Origin of the sequence: Candidatus Fukatsuia endosymbiont of Tuberolachnus salignus (assembly GCF_964030845.1) — a bacterium.
Lineage (GTDB): Bacteria > Pseudomonadota > Gammaproteobacteria > Enterobacterales > Enterobacteriaceae > Fukatsuia > Fukatsuia symbiotica.
On sequence record NZ_OZ034983.1, the window covers coordinates 2,480,783 to 2,505,285 of the forward strand.

Annotated in this window: 27 protein-coding genes and 5 pseudogenes; 10 read left to right on the plus strand and 22 right to left on the minus strand. The window is 44.3% G+C overall.

The genetic code is table 11. From position 1 onward, the window contains the following. Positions 1–127 precede the first annotated feature (127 nt). A complete protein-coding gene (locus AAHH42_RS14910; RefSeq protein WP_425286334.1) occupies positions 128–292 on the minus strand; it encodes a hypothetical protein in 165 nt (54 codons plus the stop codon). Positions 293–814: 522 nt separating this feature from the next. Between AAHH42_RS14910 and AAHH42_RS11820 the strand changes: the two genes are divergently transcribed. Both AAHH42_RS11820 and AAHH42_RS11825 read left to right on the plus strand, forming a co-directional pair. Beyond that, the gene (locus tag AAHH42_RS11820; protein ID WP_342221207.1) at positions 815–1,399 is read left to right on the plus strand and encodes a hypothetical protein; all 585 of its coding nucleotides are present in this window, start codon (positions 815–817) and stop codon (positions 1,397–1,399) included. 130 nt (positions 1,400–1,529) lie between these two features. Next, positions 1,530–1,952 (plus strand): annotated as a pseudogene (locus tag AAHH42_RS11825) (transposase); the annotation flags it as partial. A 147-nt stretch (positions 1,953–2,099) separates the two neighbouring features. Here the strand turns inward: AAHH42_RS11825 and AAHH42_RS14915 are convergent. After that, positions 2,100–3,080, minus strand: a pseudogene (locus tag AAHH42_RS14915) (IS701 family transposase). Between the two features lie 88 nt (positions 3,081–3,168). Here AAHH42_RS14915 and AAHH42_RS11840 point away from each other — a divergent pair. The 4 genes and pseudogenes from AAHH42_RS11840 to AAHH42_RS11855 all read left to right on the plus strand — a co-directional run. After that, positions 3,169–3,549 carry a transposase gene (locus tag AAHH42_RS11840; RefSeq protein ID WP_342221209.1) on the plus strand — a complete coding sequence of 127 codons (381 nt, stop codon included), beginning with the start codon at positions 3,169–3,171 and terminating at the stop codon, positions 3,547–3,549. Next, positions 3,550–4,359, plus strand: a complete 810-nt coding sequence (locus AAHH42_RS11845; protein WP_342221210.1) for an IS4/Tn5 family transposase DNA-binding protein — start codon at positions 3,550–3,552, stop codon at positions 4,357–4,359. Continuing rightward, a complete protein-coding gene (locus AAHH42_RS11850; RefSeq protein WP_342222074.1) occupies positions 4,299–4,988 on the plus strand; it encodes an IS4 family transposase in 690 nt (229 codons plus the stop codon). Before AAHH42_RS11845 ends, AAHH42_RS11850 begins: the two co-directional genes overlap by 61 nt. Positions 4,989–5,102: 114 nt before the next feature. After that, positions 5,103–5,270: pseudogene (locus AAHH42_RS11855) on the plus strand (integrase core domain-containing protein); the annotation flags it as partial. A gap of 151 nt (positions 5,271–5,421) precedes the next feature. On the opposite strand, the pseudogene AAHH42_RS14920 reads toward AAHH42_RS11855, so the two are convergent. Then, positions 5,422–5,546: pseudogene (locus AAHH42_RS14920) on the minus strand (IS200/IS605 family transposase); the annotation flags it as partial. A 361-nt stretch (positions 5,547–5,907) separates the two neighbouring features. Between AAHH42_RS14920 and AAHH42_RS11860 the strand changes: the two are divergent. Genes AAHH42_RS11860 through AAHH42_RS11870 form a run of 3 tightly spaced genes read left to right on the plus strand, consistent with a single transcriptional unit; the run spans position 5,908 to position 7,056 of the window. Next, positions 5,908–6,087, plus strand: coding sequence for a phage holin (locus tag AAHH42_RS11860; protein WP_342221211.1), 180 nt, complete (start codon positions 5,908–5,910; stop codon positions 6,085–6,087). After that, a complete protein-coding gene (locus AAHH42_RS11865) occupies positions 6,087–6,605 on the plus strand; it encodes a lysozyme (RefSeq protein ID WP_342221212.1) in 519 nt (172 codons plus the stop codon). Before AAHH42_RS11860 ends, AAHH42_RS11865 begins: the two co-directional genes overlap by 1 nt. Beyond that, entirely contained in the window at positions 6,598–7,056 is a 459-nt protein-coding gene (locus AAHH42_RS11870; protein ID WP_342221213.1) for a lysis protein, read from the plus strand. Before AAHH42_RS11865 ends, AAHH42_RS11870 begins: the two co-directional genes overlap by 8 nt. A gap of 75 nt (positions 7,057–7,131) precedes the next feature. Here AAHH42_RS11870 and AAHH42_RS11875 read toward each other — a convergent pair whose 3' ends face one another. The 14 genes from AAHH42_RS11875 to AAHH42_RS11935 all read right to left on the minus strand — a co-directional run bounded on the left by AAHH42_RS11875 (position 7,132) and on the right by AAHH42_RS11935 (position 19,000). Continuing rightward, a complete protein-coding gene (locus AAHH42_RS11875) occupies positions 7,132–8,373 on the minus strand; it encodes a tyrosine-type recombinase/integrase (protein ID WP_342221214.1) in 1,242 nt (413 codons plus the stop codon). 217 nt (positions 8,374–8,590) lie between these two features. Further along, positions 8,591–9,724, minus strand: coding sequence for a tyrosine-type recombinase/integrase (locus tag AAHH42_RS11880; protein ID WP_425286328.1), 1,134 nt, complete (start codon positions 9,722–9,724; stop codon positions 8,591–8,593). Continuing rightward, on the minus strand, positions 9,613–9,999 hold the full coding sequence (locus tag AAHH42_RS14925) for a helix-turn-helix domain-containing protein (RefSeq protein ID WP_072551071.1): 387 nt from the start codon (positions 9,997–9,999) through the stop codon (positions 9,613–9,615). Before AAHH42_RS14925 ends, AAHH42_RS11880 begins: the two co-directional genes overlap by 112 nt. Before the next feature lie 205 nt (positions 10,000–10,204). After that, positions 10,205–10,402 carry a hypothetical protein gene (locus AAHH42_RS11885; protein ID WP_342221216.1) on the minus strand — a complete coding sequence of 66 codons (198 nt, stop codon included), beginning with the start codon at positions 10,400–10,402 and terminating at the stop codon, positions 10,205–10,207. A 104-nt stretch (positions 10,403–10,506) separates the two neighbouring features. Continuing rightward, positions 10,507–10,650 (minus strand): hypothetical protein, encoded by a 144-nt coding sequence (locus tag AAHH42_RS11890; protein WP_162920480.1) that lies wholly within the window; start codon positions 10,648–10,650, stop codon positions 10,507–10,509. Positions 10,651–10,661: 11 nt separating this feature from the next. Continuing rightward, complete coding sequence (locus AAHH42_RS11895) at positions 10,662–11,348, minus strand: helix-turn-helix transcriptional regulator (RefSeq protein WP_342221217.1); 687 nt, start codon at positions 11,346–11,348, stop codon at positions 10,662–10,664. A gap of 153 nt (positions 11,349–11,501) precedes the next feature. Then, on the minus strand, positions 11,502–11,768 hold the full coding sequence (locus tag AAHH42_RS11900; RefSeq protein WP_342221025.1) for a transcriptional regulator: 267 nt from the start codon (positions 11,766–11,768) through the stop codon (positions 11,502–11,504). A gap of 160 nt (positions 11,769–11,928) precedes the next feature. Next, complete coding sequence (locus tag AAHH42_RS11905; RefSeq protein ID WP_342221218.1) at positions 11,929–12,693, minus strand: Rha family transcriptional regulator; 765 nt, start codon at positions 12,691–12,693, stop codon at positions 11,929–11,931. Between the two features lie 456 nt (positions 12,694–13,149). Further along, positions 13,150–14,040, minus strand: a complete 891-nt coding sequence (locus AAHH42_RS11910; RefSeq protein WP_205411477.1) for an Rpn family recombination-promoting nuclease/putative transposase — start codon at positions 14,038–14,040, stop codon at positions 13,150–13,152. Between the two features lie 621 nt (positions 14,041–14,661). Continuing rightward, complete coding sequence (locus tag AAHH42_RS11915; protein WP_342221219.1) at positions 14,662–15,435, minus strand: SIR2 family protein; 774 nt, start codon at positions 15,433–15,435, stop codon at positions 14,662–14,664. Beyond that, entirely contained in the window at positions 15,432–15,734 is a 303-nt protein-coding gene (locus AAHH42_RS11920) for a hypothetical protein (RefSeq protein ID WP_342221220.1), read from the minus strand. Before AAHH42_RS11920 ends, AAHH42_RS11915 begins: the two co-directional genes overlap by 4 nt. A 193-nt stretch (positions 15,735–15,927) precedes the next feature. After that, positions 15,928–17,178: an ATP-binding protein gene (locus tag AAHH42_RS11925; protein ID WP_342221221.1), complete on the minus strand. Its 1,251-nt coding sequence runs from the start codon at positions 17,176–17,178 to the stop codon at positions 15,928–15,930. A gap of 360 nt (positions 17,179–17,538) precedes the next feature. Beyond that, entirely contained in the window at positions 17,539–18,030 is a 492-nt protein-coding gene (locus AAHH42_RS11930) for a lambda exonuclease family protein (protein ID WP_342221222.1), read from the minus strand. Positions 18,031–18,181: 151 nt separating this feature from the next. Next, positions 18,182–19,000 carry a group II intron maturase-specific domain-containing protein gene (locus AAHH42_RS11935; RefSeq protein ID WP_119797158.1) on the minus strand — a complete coding sequence of 273 codons (819 nt, stop codon included), beginning with the start codon at positions 18,998–19,000 and terminating at the stop codon, positions 18,182–18,184. 175 nt (positions 19,001–19,175) lie between these two features. Here AAHH42_RS11935 and AAHH42_RS11940 point away from each other — a divergent pair, with 175 nt between their 5' ends. After that, complete coding sequence (locus AAHH42_RS11940) at positions 19,176–20,969, plus strand: recombinase family protein (RefSeq protein ID WP_342221223.1); 1,794 nt, start codon at positions 19,176–19,178, stop codon at positions 20,967–20,969. Here AAHH42_RS11940 and AAHH42_RS11945 read toward each other — a convergent pair. The 5 genes and pseudogenes from AAHH42_RS11945 to AAHH42_RS11965 form a co-directional block, all read right to left on the minus strand. Further along, positions 20,886–21,383 (minus strand): annotated as a pseudogene (locus AAHH42_RS11945) (reverse transcriptase domain-containing protein); the annotation flags it as partial. The gene AAHH42_RS11940 and the pseudogene AAHH42_RS11945 sit on opposite strands and share 84 nt — an antisense overlap. A gap of 700 nt (positions 21,384–22,083) precedes the next feature. Further along, positions 22,084–22,725 carry a DUF669 domain-containing protein gene (locus AAHH42_RS11950; protein WP_342221224.1) on the minus strand — a complete coding sequence of 214 codons (642 nt, stop codon included), beginning with the start codon at positions 22,723–22,725 and terminating at the stop codon, positions 22,084–22,086. After that, positions 22,722–23,405, minus strand: a complete 684-nt coding sequence (locus tag AAHH42_RS11955; protein WP_342221225.1) for an ATP-binding protein — start codon at positions 23,403–23,405, stop codon at positions 22,722–22,724. The genes AAHH42_RS11950 and AAHH42_RS11955 overlap by 4 nt, the downstream gene beginning before the upstream one ends. Positions 23,406–23,426: 21 nt before the next feature. After that, entirely contained in the window at positions 23,427–23,762 is a 336-nt protein-coding gene (locus AAHH42_RS11960; RefSeq protein WP_342221226.1) for a hypothetical protein, read from the minus strand. A 295-nt stretch (positions 23,763–24,057) separates the two neighbouring features. Beyond that, a complete protein-coding gene (locus tag AAHH42_RS11965) occupies positions 24,058–24,381 on the minus strand; it encodes a hypothetical protein (RefSeq protein WP_342221227.1) in 324 nt (107 codons plus the stop codon). Between the last annotated feature and the right edge of the window lie 122 nt (positions 24,382–24,503).

Here is a 24,503-nt window from a genome sequence, read left to right on the forward strand (position 1 = left end):
GGATCAGGCCCTATTAGCTCAGCGCCGCCGCGTCTATACCAACGCGCGGGCTGCAAACCCAACTCGCGGGTCAGGTCAACTACGTAAATGGCAGTATGTAAACGAAGTGCATTTAAATCCACAAAAATTACATGAAAAAAAAGGCGATATTCAGTCCCAAAAAGCGGCCTAGAATTTTATGTTCCGCGCGATAACTACATTGACAATTACCGCCCCCAAAACAGGCCGCGCGTTCCTGTTGGTAAGCAGCCGGATAAAGCTCAACATCTTTGATTAATGCTTCCTTATCTATCTTGCGCCGACGCGGGCTCGACTATTGCGGCTCTATTCGCCTTAGCCAACGAGTTAACGAATCCTGGCCAAGGTGAAAACGCTTAGCTGTTTATCTTATGCTCAGTCCTTCTTGTTCCCGAACACAGAAGACTTTTCGCCGAAAATCAAATGAATAACTCATCTTTAGCTCATTTGGATTATTTTTTATATTGTAACTAAAATTAAAGTTCATATTTAATATATAAAAATAAATGACAAATAACCATACAAATTGCGGAGATAAGAATGGACTGATATAAAATATCGCTCGTCAAGATAAGCATGGAATACATAATGACTTTATTGGGCACTGTTCACTGACCGAGCCTGTCATAAACGTATTTGTGGTTATCCCACACCTATATTTAGCACCTAGACTGGACTGTTTGTATTAAAGAAGAAGGAGTTTTTATCTCAGGGTAGTGAGCATGTTCCGTTTGGTTGCACTATAATCTAGAGGTCGGGTTTGAGCTAGTACAATTAATAATTAGGAGAAATAATTATGTTGACTACTTCCAACGTGCCGCTGGGTATCACTGGAGTGTATACTCACACTGCTAGAGACGAGTACCCACCTTGGATCGGTATTACACACATAACAAATTCTTCTTTTACCTCTAAAGCTTCTCGGTCTCATCCTGATAGTAGGCGACAGTCTGCATGTTGTGTTGTTGACATGGGCGCTCCTTTCATTGCTGAAATTTTTCAGCCTCATGTTGTTGAAATCCTTGCCTCTGGGCTAAACCTACGTGACTATAATACATTCACTCTTACAAACAGTGGAATAAGATTAGTACTGCGTTCAGAGAGAGAGATGATAGAAGGTTTGAAAGCTAACAACTATTCAGAAGGAAGCCTGAAACGACATGAAAAACATCTCTACATGGAACTACTAAAGAAATGTAATCCAGAGCTTTATGCGAAATTGAATCCAAAATCTGACAAGTGTTCGCCAATATGTAAAGAGGTATGCGTAAGTGTTGGGAGTGTGACTTGCGGATTGATGCCTTTTGCTGTGATTGGAATACTGACCTATTTAAGATACTGTAGTAGTAAATATTTTCAAAATACTCACCTAATTTTATAGTCTGAGTGCAGGATAGAAAATTCAACAATTTGTTGGGTATGTCGTGAAAAATACGACGCAAGAGCCAGTCCTTAAAATTGTGTAATTGCTTATATTGCGCTAGTTTGTGAATTTAAAAAGGATAGAGGCAATGGCAAAAAAAAATAGATTACCAGATACACGGGGACAAGCTCAGTTGCGGCAGGTAGCTCAGGCGCTAGTAAAAGACATCAAAACCGAATCTGACCTGAACAAAGTGCTCAATGAATTAGTTAAAATGACGTTAGAAACGCCCCGCGACCGTAACGGCGAATTTGCCCCAATAATCGTTAAAAAAGGTCAAACTCGATTGACCCATTTTGACGATCAAATTCTGGCTTTTTACGCTCAAGGCATGACCACCCGGGAACGCACTGAAACCTTTAAAAAAATCTCTGATGCTGAGGTGTTACCGAGCTTGATATCTAAGGTAACAGATGCGGTAATTGACCAAGTAACGACTTGGCGTAATCGCCCATTAGATAATCGGTATCCTATTGTTTATATCGATTGTATTGTGGTTAAAGTTCACCAAGGAGCGTGCTCGACGCCTAGGGGTGAGTACTCGGGGTATCTGCCATGCTTTAAAGCGTGCCGGATTTCGCTATAAAAAAAACATTTCAGCATCCCAAAGCCGTTCCTCAAGCCCGAAAAGAGTTTCAGACACGAGTTTCGCACGAATCTAACCTGGTGCAGCCAATAGTGCTCTGATGTGTGTAGTAATAGCGTTTTTAATGACAGCCCAATTTTGTTGGTAAAGGGTTATTTTTTCGGACAGACGGCGTTTATGTTGTTCAAACCAGGCAGCCATGGCTAGAAAAATATGATTTCTTTGCGCCGGCCCGTGCGGGCCTGACAGCGTTCTATACCACAAGTTTGTTTGATTTCCCGATGATAAACTTCAACAGACCAACGGGCCTCGGTGACAGCCTTCATCTGTTCCCGGGTGGGGTTCTCTTTGTTCGCTGCAACATAATCAATGCGACCGTGTTTGGTCACAAACTTGAAGACTGTCACCCAACCATCGCCCCGCAGGTGTACTGAAAGCCCTTCTTCTGGAATATCAAGTGAGGCTAATGTGACGTTGCGATTAACTATCCGGTTCTTTCTCAAGGTGGTGACCCCAATCCAGCCAGGAGAACGAATGGCGTTGAGATTATCTAAACTTGAATACCGAATACCACGCATCCATTACCACCGCTTCAGGGGCTATACCCCTCGCTTTTGCCAGTTTGAGCATGTCGCAAAAATGCGAGTTTTTTGTTTTTCCGTCGGTCTCTTTGTCGTCAATTCGGTAGTCAATAGGCACTGACTCTCCCTTTTCAAGACCCTGCCACAACAGATTAACCAAACCAATACCGGCTATCACATCATGTTCATTACCAGAATAGTGATAATGAACTCGCTCTATCTTCTTACTCCGTTTTTTGGCTAGCACTCTATCATCCGCAATCAGAAAACAAGGTGCTTCCCGGTCTATCGAGGGGGCGACAAGTTGCCACAACTCTTTGGGACGAAAACACCGGCTCTTTAACCACCGGCTTACGCTATCATGCGATACCCTCGACGGGCTCACTTCTGACAACGCTAGACCAGAATATCTGACACTACTCGCTTGTAAAAATGCTTTATAAAGGTCTTTCGTACAGGGATAGTCTGACATCTCATTACCATTCTTATCTTTTTTCCTACTCTCCTTTTACCATCATTTAGTACAGTGCGAAACTCGTGTCAGACAAAGATACAAGCCTATGAAGCGGCACAGACCCCCCATTATTTACGTCGATGAAAGCGGTTTTGCTCATGATATGCCTCGTCCTTACGGCTATGCCCTTAAAGGACTGCATGATTGGCAAGCCAGGACGCGTACCAACGTCATTGGTGCACGACTTAATGGGAAATGGCTCACCGTTGGCGTTTCCGATTGCAATATTAACGGCGATGTTTTCTATGCCTGGATAACTCAAGATTTAATACCTAAAGCACCTCAGAAGGCCGTCATTGTTATGGATAATGTGTGTTTCCATAAACGCCAGGATATTCACCATGCAATACAAAAAACTGGCTTGACCCTTGAGTACCTTCCCGCTTATTCTCCGGACCTTCATCCTCACTTTTACCCACAACGTTGAATGAAAAATGATTCAGGTGAAATTGGATTATTGGTAGAGTCAATAGTTAAATCAGGAAACAGGCACATGAAAACAGTAACGGGTAATGGGAATGAGTGGATCCGGGAAGAATTTCATCAAATTGATTTCGGAGATAAACGCCTTAAAGAGCGTTTTTTTGAAACAGCGGGCTTATTATCATCAAAAGCGTCAGGTTCAATTTACCCAAGCTGTCATGGCTCCTGGTCACAGGCCAAAGGAGCTTATCGATTTTTTAGCAATGAGAGAGTGAGCGAGAGCGCGCTATTCCGTACACATTGTGTGCAAACACAAAAACGTCTGGAGGGGCATTCACTGGTTTTTTCTCTTCAGGACACATCAGAGTTGAACTTTGACTCACATAAAAAGACAGAGGGGTTGGGAAGTATATCTAAAGCCTATCACAAACATAAAATGGGGTTGATGCTTCATGCAAGTTTGATGGTAACTCAGGAGGGCTTGCCGCTTGGGTTATCCTCGCTTAAATGCTGGTCACGTGTTTCCCGAGAGGAAACGCCTCAGGAAAAACAGCGGCGGCTTTATCAATCGACAATGAAAGAGAAAGAAAGTATTAAGTGGATAGAGACCCTCTACGAGACAGCGGCGCTGATACCCAAAGATACCTGCTTAATCACGCTGGGAGACAGAGAAGCGGATATTTTCGAACTTTTTCGGGTTGCAAGCTCACTAAAAACTTTTTTATTATCCGCAACCGGAAAGACAGAAAATTTATCGATGAAAAGGGGAAAAAAACAACGGTGCAAACCGCCTTGTCAAAGACGCCGATTTTAAAAACCATAGCACTCACCCTGCCCAAAAATCAGCAAAGGGTAGCAAGAACGGCTTATGTGGATATTCGCTCCATTTCAGGCTGGCTCCCCATTAGAAATAATCTAGTTTATGGGCCTACCAATAAAGACGCTTCACGGCATATCCATGAAAAGGTTCACGTATCTGCCATCAGTGTTAAAGAACAGCCTCCTCCAGAAGGAGTAGCGCCTGTCGAATGGGTATTATTGACCAATTTGACGGCCACTGACGTCTTTGAAGCAGAAGAGAAAGTGAATGGGTATAGACTGAGATGGAAGATAGAAGAGTTCTTCAACACACTGAAATCAGGATGTTGTGTTGAACAATGTCGTTTAAATACGGCAACCAAACTAACGAAAATGATCACCCTCAAAAGCATTATCGCCTTCAAACTGATGTATATGACCAAAATGGCAGCGTTGTGTCCTGAGGCTACCTGCACCGATGTGTTGTCAAAGATAGAATGGCAAACGCTGTATTGCAGAATACAGACAACAAGCCGCCTTCCCGAGCATCCCCCCACAGTGCTTCAGGCAATAACATGGCTGGGTCAATTGGGAGGATTTCTTAACCGACGTGCCGAGGGTATGAGATCCTGCAAGAAAATGTGAGATTGTTCATTATTCTTAATAACAAAAATTGTGGGTAAAAGTGAGACCTTCATCCTGTCGAACACAAATGGGTTCAAGCCAAATTATGTAATCAAAATCATACCGTACCGCTATATCTGTGAGCGGTTTAATAAAACGATGCAAAACGAATGCTATGATGTCATGTTTCGGCGTAAAATTTATTCATCATTGGAAGACATTCAGCAAGACATCGATAAATGGCTCGTATTCTACAACAGAGAGCGCCCTCAGTCAGGCAGGGATTGTTATGGTAAAACCCCTGGGAAACCTAGCTAGTATCAAAGAGGTTGGTAAAAAAACAACTCGATAACCTATTTGAACCATCGGACAGTCAGACTACCCTAACAAACTCGGTGCTTTGATTTGTGTTTGTCAGGTTAAGTTTAAGCTACTACATTCCTAGCTTATCCATAAACTGTCGTGCGATTGAAATTGTACTTTTTCCTTTTAGGAAACCTATTACACATGACACTGAATATTTATGCAAATATGAAAATGATCAATCATCAAATATCTCTCAATAATTTTGCATTCTTTCTGACCTATTCAGATGACTGCACCACAGAGTCAAGCCTTAGGTAAAACTTCCATATATCTCACAGCGGTATGGTTCACATCAATATCAAGATTCTCGAATTCGGTATGAAACTGACTCAATGGTTAAGATTTATAATTTAGGTGTTCAATGATTGATATAAATTTCTATTGCATTAAGTCAGCAAAATATATCAAAATCAATCGTCTATTAAATAGTATGGTATTAAAAATCCTATTAGAGCTTATTCGAACACTATTGCACTTTTTCGCACATTCTTTCCTCGTTTGAGCATCATTCATGACGATTTCGAAGAGGCTACTAATGAAATGACATGTTTTTACCAACGGTTGCCATTTTATCATGTTAAGCAAATTAAATTTATTTAGTTATAGTATCCTGAATGGATTACTTAATATTTTTAGCCCTGAGCAGTGGAGTATACTTGGCGTTCTGGCTGGGTTGACGATCGCCATTATTAGTTATCTGACCGATCTATATTTCAAAATAAAAAAGGATAGGCACAAAAGTGGAGCTAAATAATGAAAAAATTAAGCAAAACGGTAATAGGAATTATCATTTCTGGTGCGGCAGCAACGGTGATCCTCTCACAATTTTTAGATGAAAAAGAAGGCAACCGGCTGACGGCCTACAGGGATGGCGCTAACGTGTGGACAATTTGTCGTGGTGCTACCCATGTTGATGGCAAGCCGGTGATACAAGGCATACAACTCAGTGCAGAGAAATGCGAGCAGGTTAACAAATTTGAGGTGGATAAGGCGATCGCCTGGGTAGAACGTCATGTTCAAGTACCGTTAACCGACGCCCAGAAAGCCGGTATTGCTTCATTTTGTCCGTATAATATTGGTACCACTAAATGCCTCTCTTCCACCTTTTACCGCAAACTCAATGCCGGTGACTACCGAGGTGCCTGTGCAGAAATCAAACGCTGGATATTTGATGGCGGTAAAGATTGCCGCATTCGAGCTAATAACTGTGCGGGTCAGCCTCTTAGACGGGCACAGGAAAGTGCATTGGCCTGCTGGGGGTTAGATGTTTAGCCCCACAACTTTTATCCTTATTGTGCTCTGTATAGGATCGAATCTGATGGTGTTTTATCACCAGAGTAAAGTGGCAAAAAAAGAGCAAATTATTAAAAAAGTGACGGCTGAACGTGACAACGCACTCGCCACGCTTCAGACGATGGAAAAACAGCGTCAGAAAATAGCCGCTATCGACAGCAAACACACAAGAGAATTAGCCGATGCCAAATCTGAAAATAACCGGCTACGTGCTAACGTTGCTGATGGCATTAAACGGTTGCAGCTCAATACCAGTTGTAAAACCCTGCCCAAAACCGCCACTGCCTCCTGCCTGGATGATGCTACCAGCCCCCGGCTTAACGACTCCGCTCTCGAAGATTATTTCCGTCTCCGAGAACACATCGCAATCGCCAGTAGCCAAATAACCGGCTTGCAGGATTACATCATTCAAGTATGTATGACTAACTAAACGCCTGTTTGAAATCTATTAGACCCACCGCCAGGTCATCAAAAATGGGTACAATATGCTTATTTTAAGCGGTGCTTACGACGATTTTGGATAAATTTCAACCATAGAAAGTAGCTTACTTTCCCACAGGGTGATCACTTGGTGCTTTTCTCTTAGATAATCGTAGCGATCATAATGCTTGCTTGAAACGCCTGGTTTCTTATGATTTTGCACCTGATCACGCAATTCAGAACTGATCCCCATCTCACCAGCCAAGGTTTTAAACGTCCGACGTACATCTCTGGGGGTAAACTTGGCAAAACCTGTGTGATCACAAAATTTCTTCACCTGTTTCGCAAATTCGCTGGGCAGCAAATGACCTGTCTTCGTTTTGGCAGGGAAAATAAAACCTTGATTGCTATGACGGTTTGCGATTTCTTCCAAGATCAACAGAGCAGAAGCACACAGGGGGACAATATGATAATCACCATTTTTTGAAATAAAGGGAGGAACGGTAAGCGTACAGTTACGTAGATCGACATTTTGCCAAACATTGGTCATCAGTTCCCACGGACGCTGACCACCAGTAAAAAGGCAAAGCAGAAGAAGCTGCGCGAAATCGGGATGGAAAAAACATTCTGGTGCTGATTTTTGGCACGTGCTCATCAATAGACTGATTTCATCCCAAGACAAAAAGCGATCAAGCGCCCTATCGACACCGGCTTGCCTGGGCACTACACTCACGGGATTTCTATCCAGCCCGTAAATAATTTTTCCATTAACATTAACGGGATCATGATCGGCATACAAAGCAAAATTAAACACAGCATGGAGCACGGATCTAATCTTATTAGACCCGGCGACAGCATCACGTTGAATAAATTCGGCGAGGATTAACTTAACATGACTGGGCGTCACTTCGCTGGCCAACATATCAGGATTAACATGTGGACTCATTAAAACCTGCTTTAATCGATTAAATGTTTTTTCATGGGAACGCTTACCACTGAGTGCTTGATTTTTTATATAGGCATCAAACAACTGTTTAATGGTAGCACGATGGCGTGCAATACTAAGAAACTCGGACAAACTTGTAGTGGCCTCATGACACTTAACGGTAGCATCAGCGAGAGAAAGGGAAGGATAATTGCCGAGAAAAAGAAACTTCCTGCCACCATCCTGGTGATACTTATAAACAAAGACCTTACGGCCGGACGGATATATTTTTAATCCAAGTCGTCCGGTACCTCTGGTAGCAGATGCTTGCCACACATAATAGGCTTGGTCCTTAGCTTTGAGGCCTTTAATTTTACTGTCGGTAAGCAACATACCAGCCATAATAGGTGCTCTAACGGGTGTTGTAGTGATGAAATACTATGATATAGGACGAAATAAAACAACATGTAAAATCTTTTAATAACAGCAAGTTGAAATCAACTGAAACATGCTGACACCTAATAAAACCAACTATCTACGGCCTTCTAAGCCGTAGGTCACAGGTTCGAATCCTGTAGGGCGCACCAAGTAAATCAATAGGTTAGCACCCTTTTTTTTCTTACCTATTTTTGCCACGTGCCAGAAACGTGCCATGCATTGTGATCACCTCATCCAACTTTTTAGCATGTTCCGTTAAATGAGTGGGAGATAAATGAGCATAACGACGCACCATCTCGACACTTTCCCAGCCTCCCATTTCCTGGAGTGCTGACAGGGGAACACCCGATTGAACCAACCAACTGGCCCAGGTGTGCCGCAAATCATGAAAACGGAAATCACTGATCCCCGCGCGCTTTAAGCCAGTTTGCCACGCGCGATTATCATCGACTCTAAATTTGGTTATTATCGCCGTGTCTTTCCCCTCACTACCTGGCACTTTTTTTCTCCTGACGAAGACCCAGCGTGAATGTCTCTCCCGCTGTTCCCGTAGAACAGCACAGGCTGTTTCATTCAGTGCCACCCCTATCGCTTTGCCTGCCTTGGCCTTTTCAGGGGGGATCCAGGCAACCTGTCTTGCCATATCTATTTGGTCCCACTCTAAATTAATAATATTCGACCGACGTAATCCGGTTGCTAACGCAAACACCACTATCGGCCTGAAATTTTCATGCATCACGGCAATCAGACGGTTGGCTTCTTCGTGAGATAACCAGCGAACACGCTTGTCATTCGGCTTGCGGGCTTTCAAATTCAGAGGCTTTTCTAACCATCCCCATTCATTTGCTGCAATCCGCATCAGACCTCGTATAAAAGAAAGGTATTGGCTACGGGTGGCTTGCGAGGGCGGCTTTTCTTTGAAATCAGGGGTCTCATTCCCCTTTTTTAATGACGCTTTCTGGGTTAATTCCCACCGTTGCCGGTGTCGCCGGTTTTTCATGGTTGAAACCACCTCTATCACCTCCTCTTCATTGATACTCGATAGATTTCTTCCTGAAAAATGCAGCAAGAAAAACCCGATTTTCGTTTTATCATCGTCAAGCGATCGCTTATGTTGTTTTTCGTTGATCCACCTTACACAAGCCTCCTCAAATGTTTTGTGTGGCATTTCGCCCAGTTTACTCTCTCTCCATGCGTTAGCTTTTAAGCTATCGTACAGCTCCTGTGCTTTCCGCTTGTCCGTTGTTCCAAGAGATTGCCTAATTCTTTTACCGTCCGGCGTAACGAAATCACAGTGCCACCCACCGTGCCGCATTTTGATTGACATACCCGTTGTTCCTCATTGTGTGTGCCAGTCGCCTTCACGATTATGTCGTTATTCCTGCGACGGACTGATTCAATACACGCTGTTTTTAATATTCTGTAACCCCCACTTTTTCCATCGTGGCCTGTCCTGTTACAGGGCAGCCTGCCCGCTCTAATCCACTCTTTTAGCGTGTTTTCACTGAGTTTCATGAATCTGCAGGCTTCTTTCAGTGTGAAGATTTCTTCACTCATCCTGGCTCTCTTCTTATTGGTTAAAAACGTCATCACGCCGTCCACATGGGGGCGTGAGATAAAGTCATTTCAAGCATAAAAAATAATGACAGGCTCTCTCTGCTAAGAGAAAGCTGTCAGTGATGAAAATAAAGGAAGGGATAATAAATATAAATAAACGCGGATAATAAAAATTATAACGCGTTGGGGTTCTTAGAAAACCTATTATTACAACATCATGATGACGGTCAATACCTTGTTAATTTTTCAATGTGGCAATAATTGTGTCTTTGGCTATTTCACCATAGTGGTCGATAAGGTATTGAGCAAAATGAGATGCAGTGATTTTATACTCAGAGTGAGCACTGATAGAAGCGGCAAAGGTGTCAAGTGCTTGGTAGAGGGTTGCGCCAATATAAATCCTCTCTGACGGTTCTTTCATCACGTCTTGTAACATAACGCTTCCTTTTTTTAGAGATAATATGTAAGTACTCCACTTGTATTGATAAGACGAAGCCCTACGTTAAACGCATTGTTTTTCGAAGAAGCAATAAAATGGTTTTATGGCAATCGATGTTTAGGCTTTTTTCTCTTCTTGAACCAGCTTCTTAATCGGTTAAACCAATTTTTCTTTTCATTTCTTTTCGCTTCCCGTTCCCGCTCACGAAGCGCACGTTTTCTCGCTCTGCTCTGTCTGTTGCTCATAAGAAAACCTCCTACTCAATAAACTGTATCCCGGGGCGTATAAACGCTTGGGGAACAATGCGATCAAATCCGGTTTGATGACAAAAGTGTTTAAAGTCTCGCAATGAATGCACTTTCGCTTTTTGGTATAGAATACGAATTCTGTTTTCTATTGTGCGATGGGAGCGTGCCAATTTTTTACCTATTTCCTTGGCACTCATCGTGCGTAATAAATAAAAGATTATCCTCAGTTCAGATTGCGTAAATAGAGTCGAGGGAGGGTCCAATAATAGCGTGGCAGTTAGCTTATCTACGTAGTGGGACAGTGAAATAATAGCCAGTTTTCTGCCATAAAAAACTGTGCCGATGCACTTGTTTCTTTTATTATGCAACGGAAAGGTTTCGTATAAATAAGGTTGCAGTTTCTGTTCACGACCAAAGAAATGCGTTTTAATGAGGGTGATTTTTTGCCCGCTTTTTATAACCTCTCTTTCCAGTTTTTGAATGATTAAAGTAAATTCTAAAATACACGTAGGAAGTTCATCATCACGCCGCCCTATCACATCAAATCCTTGTGGCAAATTTAAAAAGTCAAGAAAAGCACGATTGGTATAAATAAAACGTGAGTCACAGTCTTTTATTCCCCAAACATCTTGACTATTTTCCATCATAGATGTCAGAGGTAATGAACGTGATACCTTTGTTATTTTTTTCATCATCTGTCCTAACCCTATTCAGTCCCTTTCATCGTGGATGACGCCCATCTAGGATGAGGGTAAATTACTTAGTCAGTGTGAAAGTCTAATTAGAAAAATAAAATGGAATAGTCTCCACGAGAGAGACTCTCTTTTCTATTTTTATCATGCTAGACGCTATCGCTTTCTACATCCCTTCAAAGCAAAAAGCGCAAGGCGGACATGAAATACGGTAAACAGACCATGCAGCGAATACGGTTCAAATTTGAGTTTTGCACTTGCCAACGTCTGTTTCACTGCGGGATAGGACACAGAACGTAATAAGGCGATGTCTTTTTGTGACACGCCTAACGCGAAAAGCATCGCCGTTTCAAATTGCACCGGTGTTAATTCAGGAAACACTTCCCGTAATTCAGGAAATTGGGTAATATCGATGTTAGCCATTGTAGCCTCCGAGAGAGGTTATGGTGGTTAGCTGACAGGGGTGGTTCACGCCACCGCTGTTAGCGCTAGGGTTAAGTGATGTAAACGGTGATTGCGTCACCGTCGCTATTTGCAACTTGTTGTAGCTATTTATGTTTTCATGGTGAGTGACTCCGTGGGTTTATGATGCGATGCTAAGTTCTTTTTCGTGGGTGAAGTGCCCGTCCCAATGGGTTTTCATTGGCAACTTATTTTTGCGGTAGAGGTCAAATAATCGGATTGCCCCTTTGCGCAGTAAAACGGGTTGATACTTGATAAAGTCATCACCGCTATGAATGCTGATTTTATGTTGATGTTCCGTCAGATATCGGTCACGTGCATAAGAGGTTGCACGCCAGCGGATATGGGATTTACTTTCGTTATAAAGCCAATTTCTGTCCGCTAAACAGTGATTAATCTGTTGTGTGTTAATACCGTTGAGCATTTTGCAAAACTGAGTCGTCGTTATTCCTTCCTTAAACAGGTTTTTCAACTCCTGTAATTCCGCTTCCTGTTCTTTGTTTACTAAAGCCAACTTGGTTTTTTCACGAAACTGCTCTGCCCATGCCATAGCCGCAACAGGGGGGTCTTCGAAATTAGGTAATATGCAGACAGGCCGCGTTGCTTTCTCTTCCAGCTCTCGCCAGCGCGTGGCAACTCTATGGCGAAGTGGAATACTGTAACCCATGACCAGTGTCATGGTTAAATCCTGGTCAAGCAAATACTCTTGATAGGTGCGACCACTGGTGTCTTTATAATCAGCCGAAAACTCGGCCGATTGAATGTTGATCGATGTGAACATTTTGCGACAATCATCGAGAACATGTTTATGTTGTTTACCCGTTAGTTGAGCAATTTCACGGCTAGATATTTTTACCTGTTGATAGATAGTGATGACATTTGACATGGAGAATTCCTTGCAAGTGAATTGCGATTAATGACCTCCGGTACGTTACCGGAGCAGAAGATTAATTAAGCTTTGATGTTGCGGCAGCGGGAGGTTGGGCTTTGCTTCTATTAACAAAATTAACGAATACCATCCCATCTTTGAAACAGTCACAAAGACGGCAGGCTAAAGGTGAATTTATAGCAGGAGCCATGTAACATGATTTACTTGACCAGTAAATATTATTTAATATCAATATATTAGTGTAAATTTTTACAATCAACTTATACGGCCCCTGTTATAGTTTTATTGAAGGCGTATAGTTGTTCACTATCTGACCATTACACGCTATGGGCGTAAAAAAACCGCACTACTTGCGTATGCGGTATTGGTTAGGCGTGTTCAACATCTACAATGAACATTCCCTGTGGCTGGAGCATTGTTCAGCCTGTTCAAGTAACGGGCACTACAACACAGTTAATGTAGCGAGGTGCCAAGATCCTGGTCAGAAAGACCAGTATATTTTTTAATCGTATCTCTATCCGCTCCGTCATCACGAAGTTTTTTAGCAAATTCTAGGGCAGCTTGTTTTTTCCCCTGTTGCATGCCCTGTTGCATGCCCTGTTGCATGCCCTGTTGCATGCCTTCCTCACGGCCCTCTCTTCTCAAGTCTTGTGCAATCGTCATGATGTCCTCACTGTAAGTCGGTGCGTGCTCCACAATCGTTTTGAAAAATTGCGGTGTATCCGCTGTTTTTCCTCTCTGAGCAATATAATACATTAATGTCTTAACCAGTTCACTCTCTGTATAACCCGTATTCAGTAAATGTGCAATAGACTGACTTATCACTATGATATCACGCGCATAAATGTGCTTTTGTACTAATTCAAGAAGAGCAACACTGCGGTGAGTCAAGATTTCTTCATCGGGTATCGTGGTCACATCCACCAAAGGAAAAGGCTGAGAATAGACTCTTTGTGCTAAGTCTCTGTCAGCAAAACAATCCAGCCAATCCATACTGTAGGGATAAGGGCTTGTTTCTCCATGATAAAAGAGGATCGGTATTACCACCGGCAACTCGTCATGGCCTTGGTCAAGATGCTGTTGCATGATGGGAATACTGTAGCGGAACAAGCGGAAAGCCATTAATTTTTTTGGCGTGCTTTGATGTTCGATGAGACAATGAATGTAGCAACGCTTACCCTCCTTCGTTTTGAGTGAATAAACAATGTCAGAATAATGTTGTCTCAAATTCGGCTCAATGAATGAACCCGGTTCGATCTTCAACGTAGAAAAATCGCATTGCTCCTTGATTTCAGGCGGTAAGTGGAACTGTAGGAAATCACGGGCAACGTTAACATTGCTCATGCACTTCCTAAATGTTGCATCATGTGGGTTCGGTACCTGAGGCACGGCGCAATCTCCCTGTGATTATTCTCTACAATGTGGCGTCGATATTATCGACAGGCAACTCTACGCGTATTTCATCCGCTAAACGATCACTTTTTTTCAGTGGCGTTATCTTCATGCCACTTTTCCATAGGGTTTTAATGCTCAACGGGCGCTTTGGATTTGACTTGATATCTTATAATCATAAAGACACAGTAATCTACGGTAAGGCGTCTCATTTTTTTTAGGATAATAAATGTTCTCTCACTTCGTTGAGTGGGATCTGGTCACGATATACGCTATAAATGATACAATTTTCTTTTCTAGCGTCAGAGATAGCGTTATCACATAAAATGGCGCGTAGGGAGGTAGGGCTATTTTTACAGATTTGCTCTATACGTTGAAAATGTTCATTGACTTTTTTAAGTTGTTGTGCTTTTAAACAGTCAACATTATCCAGAAAAGAACAAATAGCGCTAAATGCAAAAACAGAAAAAAACGGGTTAGATTGCATTTTTTATTTATTCAATGACTCTACCATTTTACCCTTCGCCTCATCAATGATACTGAAATAATTTTGCCTCATCTCAGATTTCGTTCTCATTCATAGGAGAGGGTTTTTTCTGAACCAACAGCAATAACCCTCTCCTCATTTTTTAGATCGTCGATGTTTTCCGTTATTTTTACCTTAATTTCTCCGCCGCTTATTATTGTGTTCCACACTTTTTGTACTTTCCTGATATCCCTTGCTGAGACAGGAAGAACAAGACGAGACAGGGCGTCATAAATTGCTTTATAGTTATCCGTTTTGATTTTATTGATCCGTATCGTTGCCATACCTTCTATTTCTATGTCATGTTCAGTGATGTCTATCGAGTCGGTCCCTTTCTGATATTCAATCAATAAAAAATTATCACGAATTCTCTTCGCTAATTCAGTGTTCACATTCACATAGGAAAACACCGTTTTAAGTAAATATTTAATATTTTGGTCGCTTATGCTATAACCTATAAATACTATGGGATTATGGATAAATAAAGAAAGCAGGTGAGACCTGATTAATTCGTATTTATTATTAAAATGGGCATAGTCTTCATGCGTTATGATGATATTGCAAGGGTCTTGGGCACACCCGTGAATTTTGTAAACTGACCTGTAGGGATTACTGAGTAATATGTCATTTCCTATTAATGGGGTAAAATTAAAAAACTTCTCTATCAATCCATCGTAGTGGGTTGTTATAACAGAACCCATATTTTTCCTTGCTTTAATCAGGTCACTGATTTCTTCCTGCCGCTCTTCTCTTATCTTCAATTGAGAGAATAGGGATGAAATGTATATTTTAAATCGACTTAATTTAATATTTTTTTTCATGTTTTCATAAAAAACAGTATTAATCTCTTTAAATTTACCGTCTCTCTCTCTTTAGATAAACGTTGATTAAATTCTTTTTCTAATTTTGTCGCCAGGCGATCAAAGTGACAAACACCAGATAGCATACAGGACGCTTTGAGATCATAATAGAATTCAGCATTGTCGGTTAACTCCAAGGAAATCTTTGATAATAGCCCATCCCAGCTATAGGCATTTTTAAGGTAACGTAAGCTAAAGCCGGTACCTATAAACAGAACGGGGTGGTTTTTATAATGACTGATAAATTCTTGAATATTCATGTCGATTTTTAGCGTTGACAGAGGGAATATTTATTAGCGAAATTTTCGCTAAACACCTATTTGGGTTGTCGTTTAATGACCTTTCAGACAATGGTTACCTCTTGCGTAAGGTTTTAAGGTGCCTTGGCGTCATATTAGGTGTTTACCCAGCGGGAGCCGCCTCATTTTGTAACTAGCAACTTGTACCTCAGTATTATTCACTTTTTTCATCATCACCCCGCAGGTGTGCAACTTTATCTTCAGTAGAGGTTAACGGTGTGTAACGACTGTATTTACCCATAGCGAAGGCGGAATGTTCTCCTGCCACACGGTAACGTTGAAAATCTAACGGGACACCGTGCGCTTCCGCCAGCATTCTTATGTATCCCCGCAGCATATTTTCTCTGAAACGATACCAGGAGGGACGTTTACCTAAGCCTGGGATGATGATTTGACCGTGACTTTCCCTACGCAAGGCTAAAAATTTTCGATTAAAGTTCTCTTCTGTAACCCTGTCTGTCGGAATATTTTGGCACACAGTGTGATAGGACTCGATAATATGCGCTTTATGTCTAATGAGATCTGCCGTATCTGCGATAGCCCAAAGAATATGTTTACATGACTCTTCTCTCCCTTCGGTTGCCCAAGCATAGTCGTGACGTAATGTTTCAGCCACAGACTTAATCGCATCATTCAAACCGGCAATAAAAAGCGGAAAATCGATGACCTTATGTTTTTTCTTTGATAAGTGGGCTACTGTTAATATTTTTTCACACATCAAATGAATATAGCTCGGGAAGCCATCACTCAAGCCGGCCAATTTAAATCTCACCGTTTCATCAACGGTTACATTAAACTCTGAAAAGGCGTTATCAATGATAGCAAATCGGCCGTTCCAGGATAAATTCTCAAGTTTAATTTGGTGTAGTTGACGCTCACTCGATTTATGTCCCCCGATTAATGACATTAACGACTCGCCTATTCCCGTGAAGATAAGCTTTACTTCAGAAGCGCGGTCTCCGAGTTGTTTAACAAGAGCACCAAATTGGGCGCGTTCTTCTTGAGATCCAATTTGATCAAATTCATCAATAACAATGAAAGGGCGCTTTGAGTGTTTTTTTTCTAACGTTCGTAATGCATGTACCGCAGAGGAGACAGTGCTTATATCAGTATGTTGTGATGAATTCTTATGCGTTCTCGCTATGTTAGCCCCGTAGCCTCCCAGTTGAACCCCAATATTCCACCTGTGCTCATGTCCTGATTGTTTATCTTTTGGTAAGGCGTTTAACATAATATCACTTATCACTGACTGTAATGTTGATGTCGTTTCACACCCCACTAATATACATTCTTTTCCTTCCTGTAACTTTCCGGCCACGGTTTGAGCCAAAGAACTTTTGCCCCCCCCGGTCACCATAAATAAACGCATGACGTCCGGTTGCGTATAAAGCGTGTTCCAGATCATCGATTTGTCTTTCTCGACCAAAAAGCAGCTTAAGGGTGGCAACGGGTCCTGTGGGGCGCAGCACTTTATTTAACTTAGTAAAAAATATTTCAGACTTTATTCCATCGTGGATCATATCATCTCCTTTTTCAATGCAATGAAAGACATTTATCAAAACGTAAACGATAAACAGTCTTCTCTATCAAGACTATCATAATAGAAAAGAAATGTTTTTCCGGTAGGAAATTTATCCTTATGCTACTCTGGCATACGTTTTAATCTGTTCGATTTCATCTTCAAGTTCCTGCAGAAATTTTCGCACTTCGGTTTCAATTTCCTTGCCCAGTGCCTCATCAAAGTGAATGCGCTTTTTGAAGTAGGCTAATGTGTCAGGCAGTCGATTATCATAACTGACAAAGTCACACCATCGACGCCCCGTACACAGCATTTGTGCGTGCATTTGCAGGCGGTATTTTTTTCTGGTTCACCTGTTCTTATCGTTTTCAGATGCGTCCAGGTTTTGGGGCATTTAATCTCGATCAGGCCATCCTCATTAACCAATCCGTCGGGACTGGCGGCAAACCCCTCAATAGTGGGGTGGTCGACGAGACCGACCTCCGTGACCTCTACTGCAAATTCACGCAAGATGTAAGCCTCACGGGCGACGGGTTCCAGTGCCGTCCCGTGCTTCATTTCAGGTGTGACAAAGGTGTCTCCCCGTTTCCCCGTCAGACGCTGGCAAATCAGCTCGGCCCTGTATTTTTTTCGCGTTGCTGCGTCGCCTGTTTTGACTTTTGCCATCACTTCTGCCAATTTGCTGGCTGTGACCTTGCCGCATCTTGCAGCAAACCAGGCTTCTGTTCGTTGTTCCATTTTTTACCTCGATAAATTGTCTTGTCATCAAAACGGAGAACCCCTCGTAGAGTAGGTCTCTGGTTTGACATCATCTCCCCAGCGACCTCTCGTCAAACCGTGCTTGCAGTTTTCCCGCACACGGCTTTCCGACTGTCTTCTTTCCACAGCGTTACGACGGCACAGGTCGGGCATACCGACTCCCTTCATCTCCGGTTACGGACAGGCTGTACAGCTTAAACAGCCCGTGGTAATCGTAGAACCAGGACGGCGGGTGGTCCCTCCACCCCTTACCCCGTTTCTTGTGCTTCTTCCGCAACATGATGCAGAGTGTCCATATCGTGTAATTCGCTATGCTCAAGAAATGCTTCCTTGAATTACCTGTCTTGAAGTAATTCCCCCATCCGCGAAGAATCGGGTTTACCTTTTCTTTCACCAATGTGGGCCAATCCCAGTGCTGCCCTTTTCGGACAACATCACGGATTTTCTGCTTAACAGACTTCATAGCCTTGGGAGTCGGATAGTAAAAGGTCTTCAACTCGCCCGTCACTTTCGATGGTTGAACTGCGAACCTGTGACCTAGAAAGTCAAACGGCTCTTTCATGGCATTAACTATCCGCGTTTTCTTGGCATTAAGCGTCAACCCAAGTCGGTCTAAGACTTTCTTGGCCTGATCCAGATAAAACTCCGGGCGCTTGCTGCACAAAATCACAAAATCGTCGGCATATCGCACGATATGAGCATCATGCGGACGTTTACCGAACGCCTTTTTCTCCCACGTCGAATCAAGCCAGTGCAGGTAGAGATTAGCGAGCAAGGGAGAAATTACTCCGCAAACAATAGTGCAAACTTTCGCGTAAGCTGGGGCCTGCGTTTTCACCGGCGCTGCCTCAAGTCTGGTCATCCGGATGGGAGCATCACTGAGTTTTCCCTCGTTATTGAGACTGATAACGGCACACGGAGTGACCCTCAGCAATGAAACCGAAGCCATTTTCACAACACGTACGTATCACTTTCGAGCCCAGCCGGTTTTCTGACGACCAGCTGACGGATGTTTATGAACAGCTGACTCCCGTTAACCACCACGTGCTTACCCCTCACGACCAGGCCCAGGCCAAACCTCACCGGGCTCCTGCCCGCTCAACCGCTAGACGGAGCAAAATGTTATGAACAAGGCACTGGTCGCACTCTACGCCCGCGTTTCTTCCGGGCAACAGGTAAAAAATGGCACCATCGGCAGTCAGCTTGCAGCAATCAAGGACCGCATCCGTGAGGACGGCCACGTGTTGCCTGACGCCATGCTCTTTATCGATGATGGTGTCAGCGGTGCTACACTTATCCGCCCGCAACTAGAGCGCCTGAGGGACTACGCGGCGGCAGGCGATATTGAATGCCTGTACATCCTGTCGCCCGACAGGCTAGCCCGTAAATACGCCTATCAGGCTCTGCTGATGGAAGAGTTCAGCGCCTGCGGCGTGGAGGTTATCTTTATCTGTCACACCCCCGGCGACACGCTGGAAGACATGATGCTTCTGCAGATGCAGGGGATGTTTGCTGAATATGAGCGGGCAAAGATTATGGAGCGCAACCGGCGTGGTAAGCTTCACGGTGCACGCTGTGGTAATGTCGGTGTCCTTTCCGGTGCACCTTACGGTTATCGGTATATCCGCAGGCAGCCGGACGGGACACCCGCACAGTATATTGTCAACCTTCATGAAGCCTCCGTGGTCAGGAAGATATTTAGTTGGGCTGGCATAGAGCGCCTGAGTCTAGGCGGTGTGGTCAGACGTCTGGCTGAGAAAGGCATAGAAAGCGCCACCGGCAAACCCGGCTGGGACCGCAGTACGGTATGGGGCATGTTAAAGAACCCCGCTTACAAAGGACTTGCTGTGTTCGGAAAAACGAAAAACTGCGCCCCCCGTCCCCGGGTGAGAGCAGCGCGCAACAGTGCAGATATCCTCAAGAACGGTTATTCAGTAATACGAAGTAAGCCGGATGACGGCATCGGGATCCCTGTGCCTGCCATCATCAACAGCGCTCTTTTCTTGACGGTCAACGAACAGCTGGAAGAAAACCGCCGACATGCACGACAGGGGCGCCGGGGAGCCGCTTATCTCTTACAGGGGCTGACTGTGTGCGGCCACTGTCGCTATGCGTATTATGGCAAAAAAGTCAGTAAATCTGCGGCAAAAGGGGGGGCGCAGTATTCTTATTACCACTGTACTGGGACGGATGCTTACCGCTTTGGGGGCATTCGGGTGTGTGACAATAAACAGGTCAGGACATCCATGCTGGATGAAACGGTCTGGGCACAGGTCATTGCGCTGCTGTCTGAGCCGGAACGGCTGAAAAAAGAATATGAGCAGCGTCTAACGCAGGCGTCAGAGCACAGTGGACAGACCGCAGATGCTGAGCGTCTGAAAAAGCAAGAAAATCAGCTAAACGTGGGGCGGTCCCGATTGATTGATAGTTTTGCCGAAGGGCTGATTGGCAAAACAGACTTTGAACCACGGATCAGAGTGATGACGCTCAGGCTGGCGGAACTTGCGCGCCAGAGAGTGAAGGTGAAACAGGCCACAGAGAACCAGCATGAGTTGCTGCTACTGGTTAACCGGGTGGAGGATTTTGCTGCTGCGGTCACGGAACGCCTGAGTACGGACGATTTTCTGATGAAGCGAGAAATTCTGCGTGCGCTGGTGAAACGGATAGAAATTTATCGTGATGAAATTGTGGTGGTTTTTCGGGTGAATCCCGGGAATGATACCAGCCTGGAAGCAGGATCAGACAAAACATATGGCAGAAGTTTGCCAGATTGTTTGCGGAGTAATCACTCCCCCTTGCGGCGTACCGGTCGTCTCCTTCCGGATTTTCATCTCTTCCATCGCTCCAGCTTTAAGCCACATCTCGATCAGCTTTACAACCGAGCGATCAATGACTCTGGTTCGAACGGACAGCAGTAATTTATCGTGCGGAATTGTGTCAAAGTACGACTTCAAATCCGCATCTACCACCCAGTGGCACTTGAAATTCAGCCACTTGTAGATTTCCCGCAATGCTTGTTGTGCATTCTTCCGAGGCCGGAAGCCATACGAGCAATCCTTGAAGGTAGCCTCAAAAAGAGGTTCGATAACAATTTTCACCGCTGCCTGAACAACACGATCTGCGATAACGGGAATGCCTAGAGGTCTTTGCGTTCCGTCAGCCTTGGGGATGTACACCCGTTTGACCGGCAGAGGCGTGTACCTCTTTTCCATGAGTTTTGTTTGGATTTCAGCCAAGAATGACCCAACTCCAACTTCCTTTTCAATGACTTCAGAAGTCTGCTGGTCGATGCCTGGGGCACCTTTGTTGGCTCGGACTTGCTTGTAGGCCATCCATAACACATCGATCTGACACACCTTGTCATACAGCACGCCGAATTTCCGTGTTGGATTCGTCTTGGCTGCTAGGTATAACTTTCGTTGCAGTACTCGCACTCTTTCTAGCGACGTGTTTTCAGCTTTCGCAATCACGTAATGCCTCCTACAAAAAATAGCATGACAGAAGCAGAGGCCCTTCTCTCCGACGAGGTTATGTTGTCCTCATCATCAACAGTACTATGGCCTCCTCCGACTCCTCTATCCCGCGTCTATTCGAACTTCGGCGGTTACCTTATATCTTCAATTACGCGGTGGGTTAAACCACGACGGGTAGAGGTCTCGTTCGTTCCGCTCAGTTCTATGCGCACATCCCATCCTCAATACCCCGAGTTCCCGTTCTAGCTTCAAGTGGTTAGTTAATCCACTAGAACTCGATGACCTTCGCCCCCATTCCAAAGGCTCGGCGGAACCACCCTACACCACACTCTCCCAGCATTGCCGTGTGGCTGACATTTACGAGGCTTGTTCAGGTTCACTTTCGTTACGGGCTGTGTGCTTGCGCGCGCCCACGGACTGGGTCAGGGGCAACGTTTATCCGGCGTTGCTTCCATGTTTCAGTCGCCTTCCACATGTACGCCATAGCTACGCAATCAAACTAACCAATTATTGCAGCAGGACTCGCACCTGCAAGAAACTGAGCAGCTTAGCGAACCGCTCAAAACGGGATGTCATCCCCGTCGTCATTAAAATCGGTAGACGGCGTCAGGTTGCTTTGTGGCAGTGAAGAGGGCATGTATAACGGCTTACCGGGTGACGACGGAGACAGATTTGCCCTCGGTTGGCGTTCATCTTTATCCTTCAGGTTAGCCACGATTTTATTCAGGGTGGTGGCGGGTTTGCCTGCCATTTTCTCTTGTAATGTCTGACGGGTTTGGGCGAAAAAAGGCAACTGGATATCCAAGCTGTAGGTGTCCTTGCCATCGCTTTTGGTCTTCAGTGTTTTTTGCAACACAAGTCCAATTTTCTTACCGATTAATTCGGGAGCCAGAGGGGCGTTGATGTCTTTCACGACACGGGTGAGTTGCTTAATGCCGGTACAGCCCATCATGGCGTTGATCAGGTTGACGCCGTAGGGGTTGGGCGTGCTGTCTTTCTTTTCATAATACAGGTTCAGGTAGTGGGCTTTGCGTCCATCCTCCGTTTCGACAGAAAATTCAATCGATTTGGCCCCACTGGGACTGGTCATGTATTTCGCTTCAGTGAGAGTGACAATATACGCGCCTGACTCACTGATAAACCCGCTTTGGCCGGCGGCGAGCGCCGCTTCTTGATGATACGTAAAGATGACCTCATTCATGCTGCATGTCCTTCTGTGTTGTGACCCGTATCAAGGTGGTAATAGTGGCAAACTGTGGCATCCACCCCGGCGAGGTCGTTATCAATTTCATGACTGTCGAACATCCCCATCGGGGATTTAACCGTGTCTGCGCCGTCATTTTGTGTGGTAAACACGTACCTGCCGTCTTTCACGCAGGTCCGTAACACCAGGGTAAACATGCCTTCTAGGGTGATTTTTTCATCCAGCATTTTGCCAATGGTTTTAATCTTGGTTTTGCCTGATGCGGTTTCTTCGGTGTGCGATAAAAAGTAAATACGCAGCTCAGGCGGGGTATTGTGGATCGCACTGTAGATAATATTCCAGGCGTGTCCGCCAATTTCGGTAAACTTATCATAGGACTTCTCATCCGCCCGGCGCATAAATTCATGTGCCATGACATATTGAAAGTCATCGATAATCACGATTTTTTTGCCGTAAGCGTGCGCCTTCCCAATCGCGGTCATAATGGTGTGCCAAATGTCGACGACATAGAGCGCGGTGTCGGGATTTTTTTTATCCCAGGGCAGCCACCCTGAAGAACGAAAAGGCAGGGGTTTATTAATGGGTTGAATAAGTAAGCATGCTTTGGGATTGAGGTTGCGCAAACTGGCGGATTTGCCGGTACCCGATTCCCCCAGTATTAATGTGGCAGTACCCATGGTTTTTTCCTTGGTTGTTGTTCAGTCTGACCCGCCGTGAGGGTCGTTTGTGCAGTATCCATAATAGACCTCATTGTATTCATCACCGTGGTAGAGCCGTTCTTTGGCTAATATCCACTTCGCTTTTGAGATAAAAATGCTGAAAAATGCCTTATCGATGTCATCGGGTTCGGTCTCATCCAAGGCGAGTGTCAAGGCCTCACTATCAAAATGGGGCAATTTTTTAAAGAGCTGAGCGATGTGCTCAAAAGTGAAGTATTTATCCCACTCTTCCGCCTGTTCATTAATGTTGTGCCAATCTTGATCACTGAACGTGTTCATTATTTTTCGTGCTTCAATAAGAGTATCGGGTGTCATGCCAGTCGCCCTCTGCTTTTACAATACGCTTGAGACATGCGTGTATAGCCTCGCTCACTGTTAAGGAAAACTCGCTTCACACCGTTGATCATGATGATTAATGCGTGGTCTTTGATGGTAAAAATCATGGTTCACCTCGTTGGTTGAGTATTTTTTTTAGCCAAATAAAAAGGTCGATTAATCGATTGCGTCTGTGTTTCTCCGTAGGCGTGCTATAAGGCCATAGGGTGATACGGTGTTCGCTTAAAAAATCGTTCATTGTTCACCTTTGTGGGTTAATTCAATAACGCCCCTGCTAAGCAGAAGCGGTGATAACTTTGTTTGTCCTGCGGGTTCCTCGAACCGAAAATAACCAGGCTCTTGGCATTAGCCGGTTGTACAGGCTGTCCTGCGGCTTTTTACGTAAAGGAAAGGTCGTCGCTAGAGCAATCGCCCGATCTACCTCTGAGCGAGGTTGAGCACGCGCTATTTTTGCGTGATGGCCCACTCTCCGACCAAGGCTGTTTTCGATCGCTTCGCGAGAGATAGCCTGTGCTTTACGGCGTTGATGTCTGCGGTATTTGGCATTACCGCCATACGTTGCCTTGCGTTTCGATGGCGGGTAAATAATCGTTGCCATAACTTACCTCCGATTGATTTCTGGATAAGCTGGTGACACAACCTATTCAGAAACCAACGGGTAAACGCCAGGGTGCACTTTGTCAGTGCTACCAAATCCCAAATTGTTAAAGAGCATCCGCT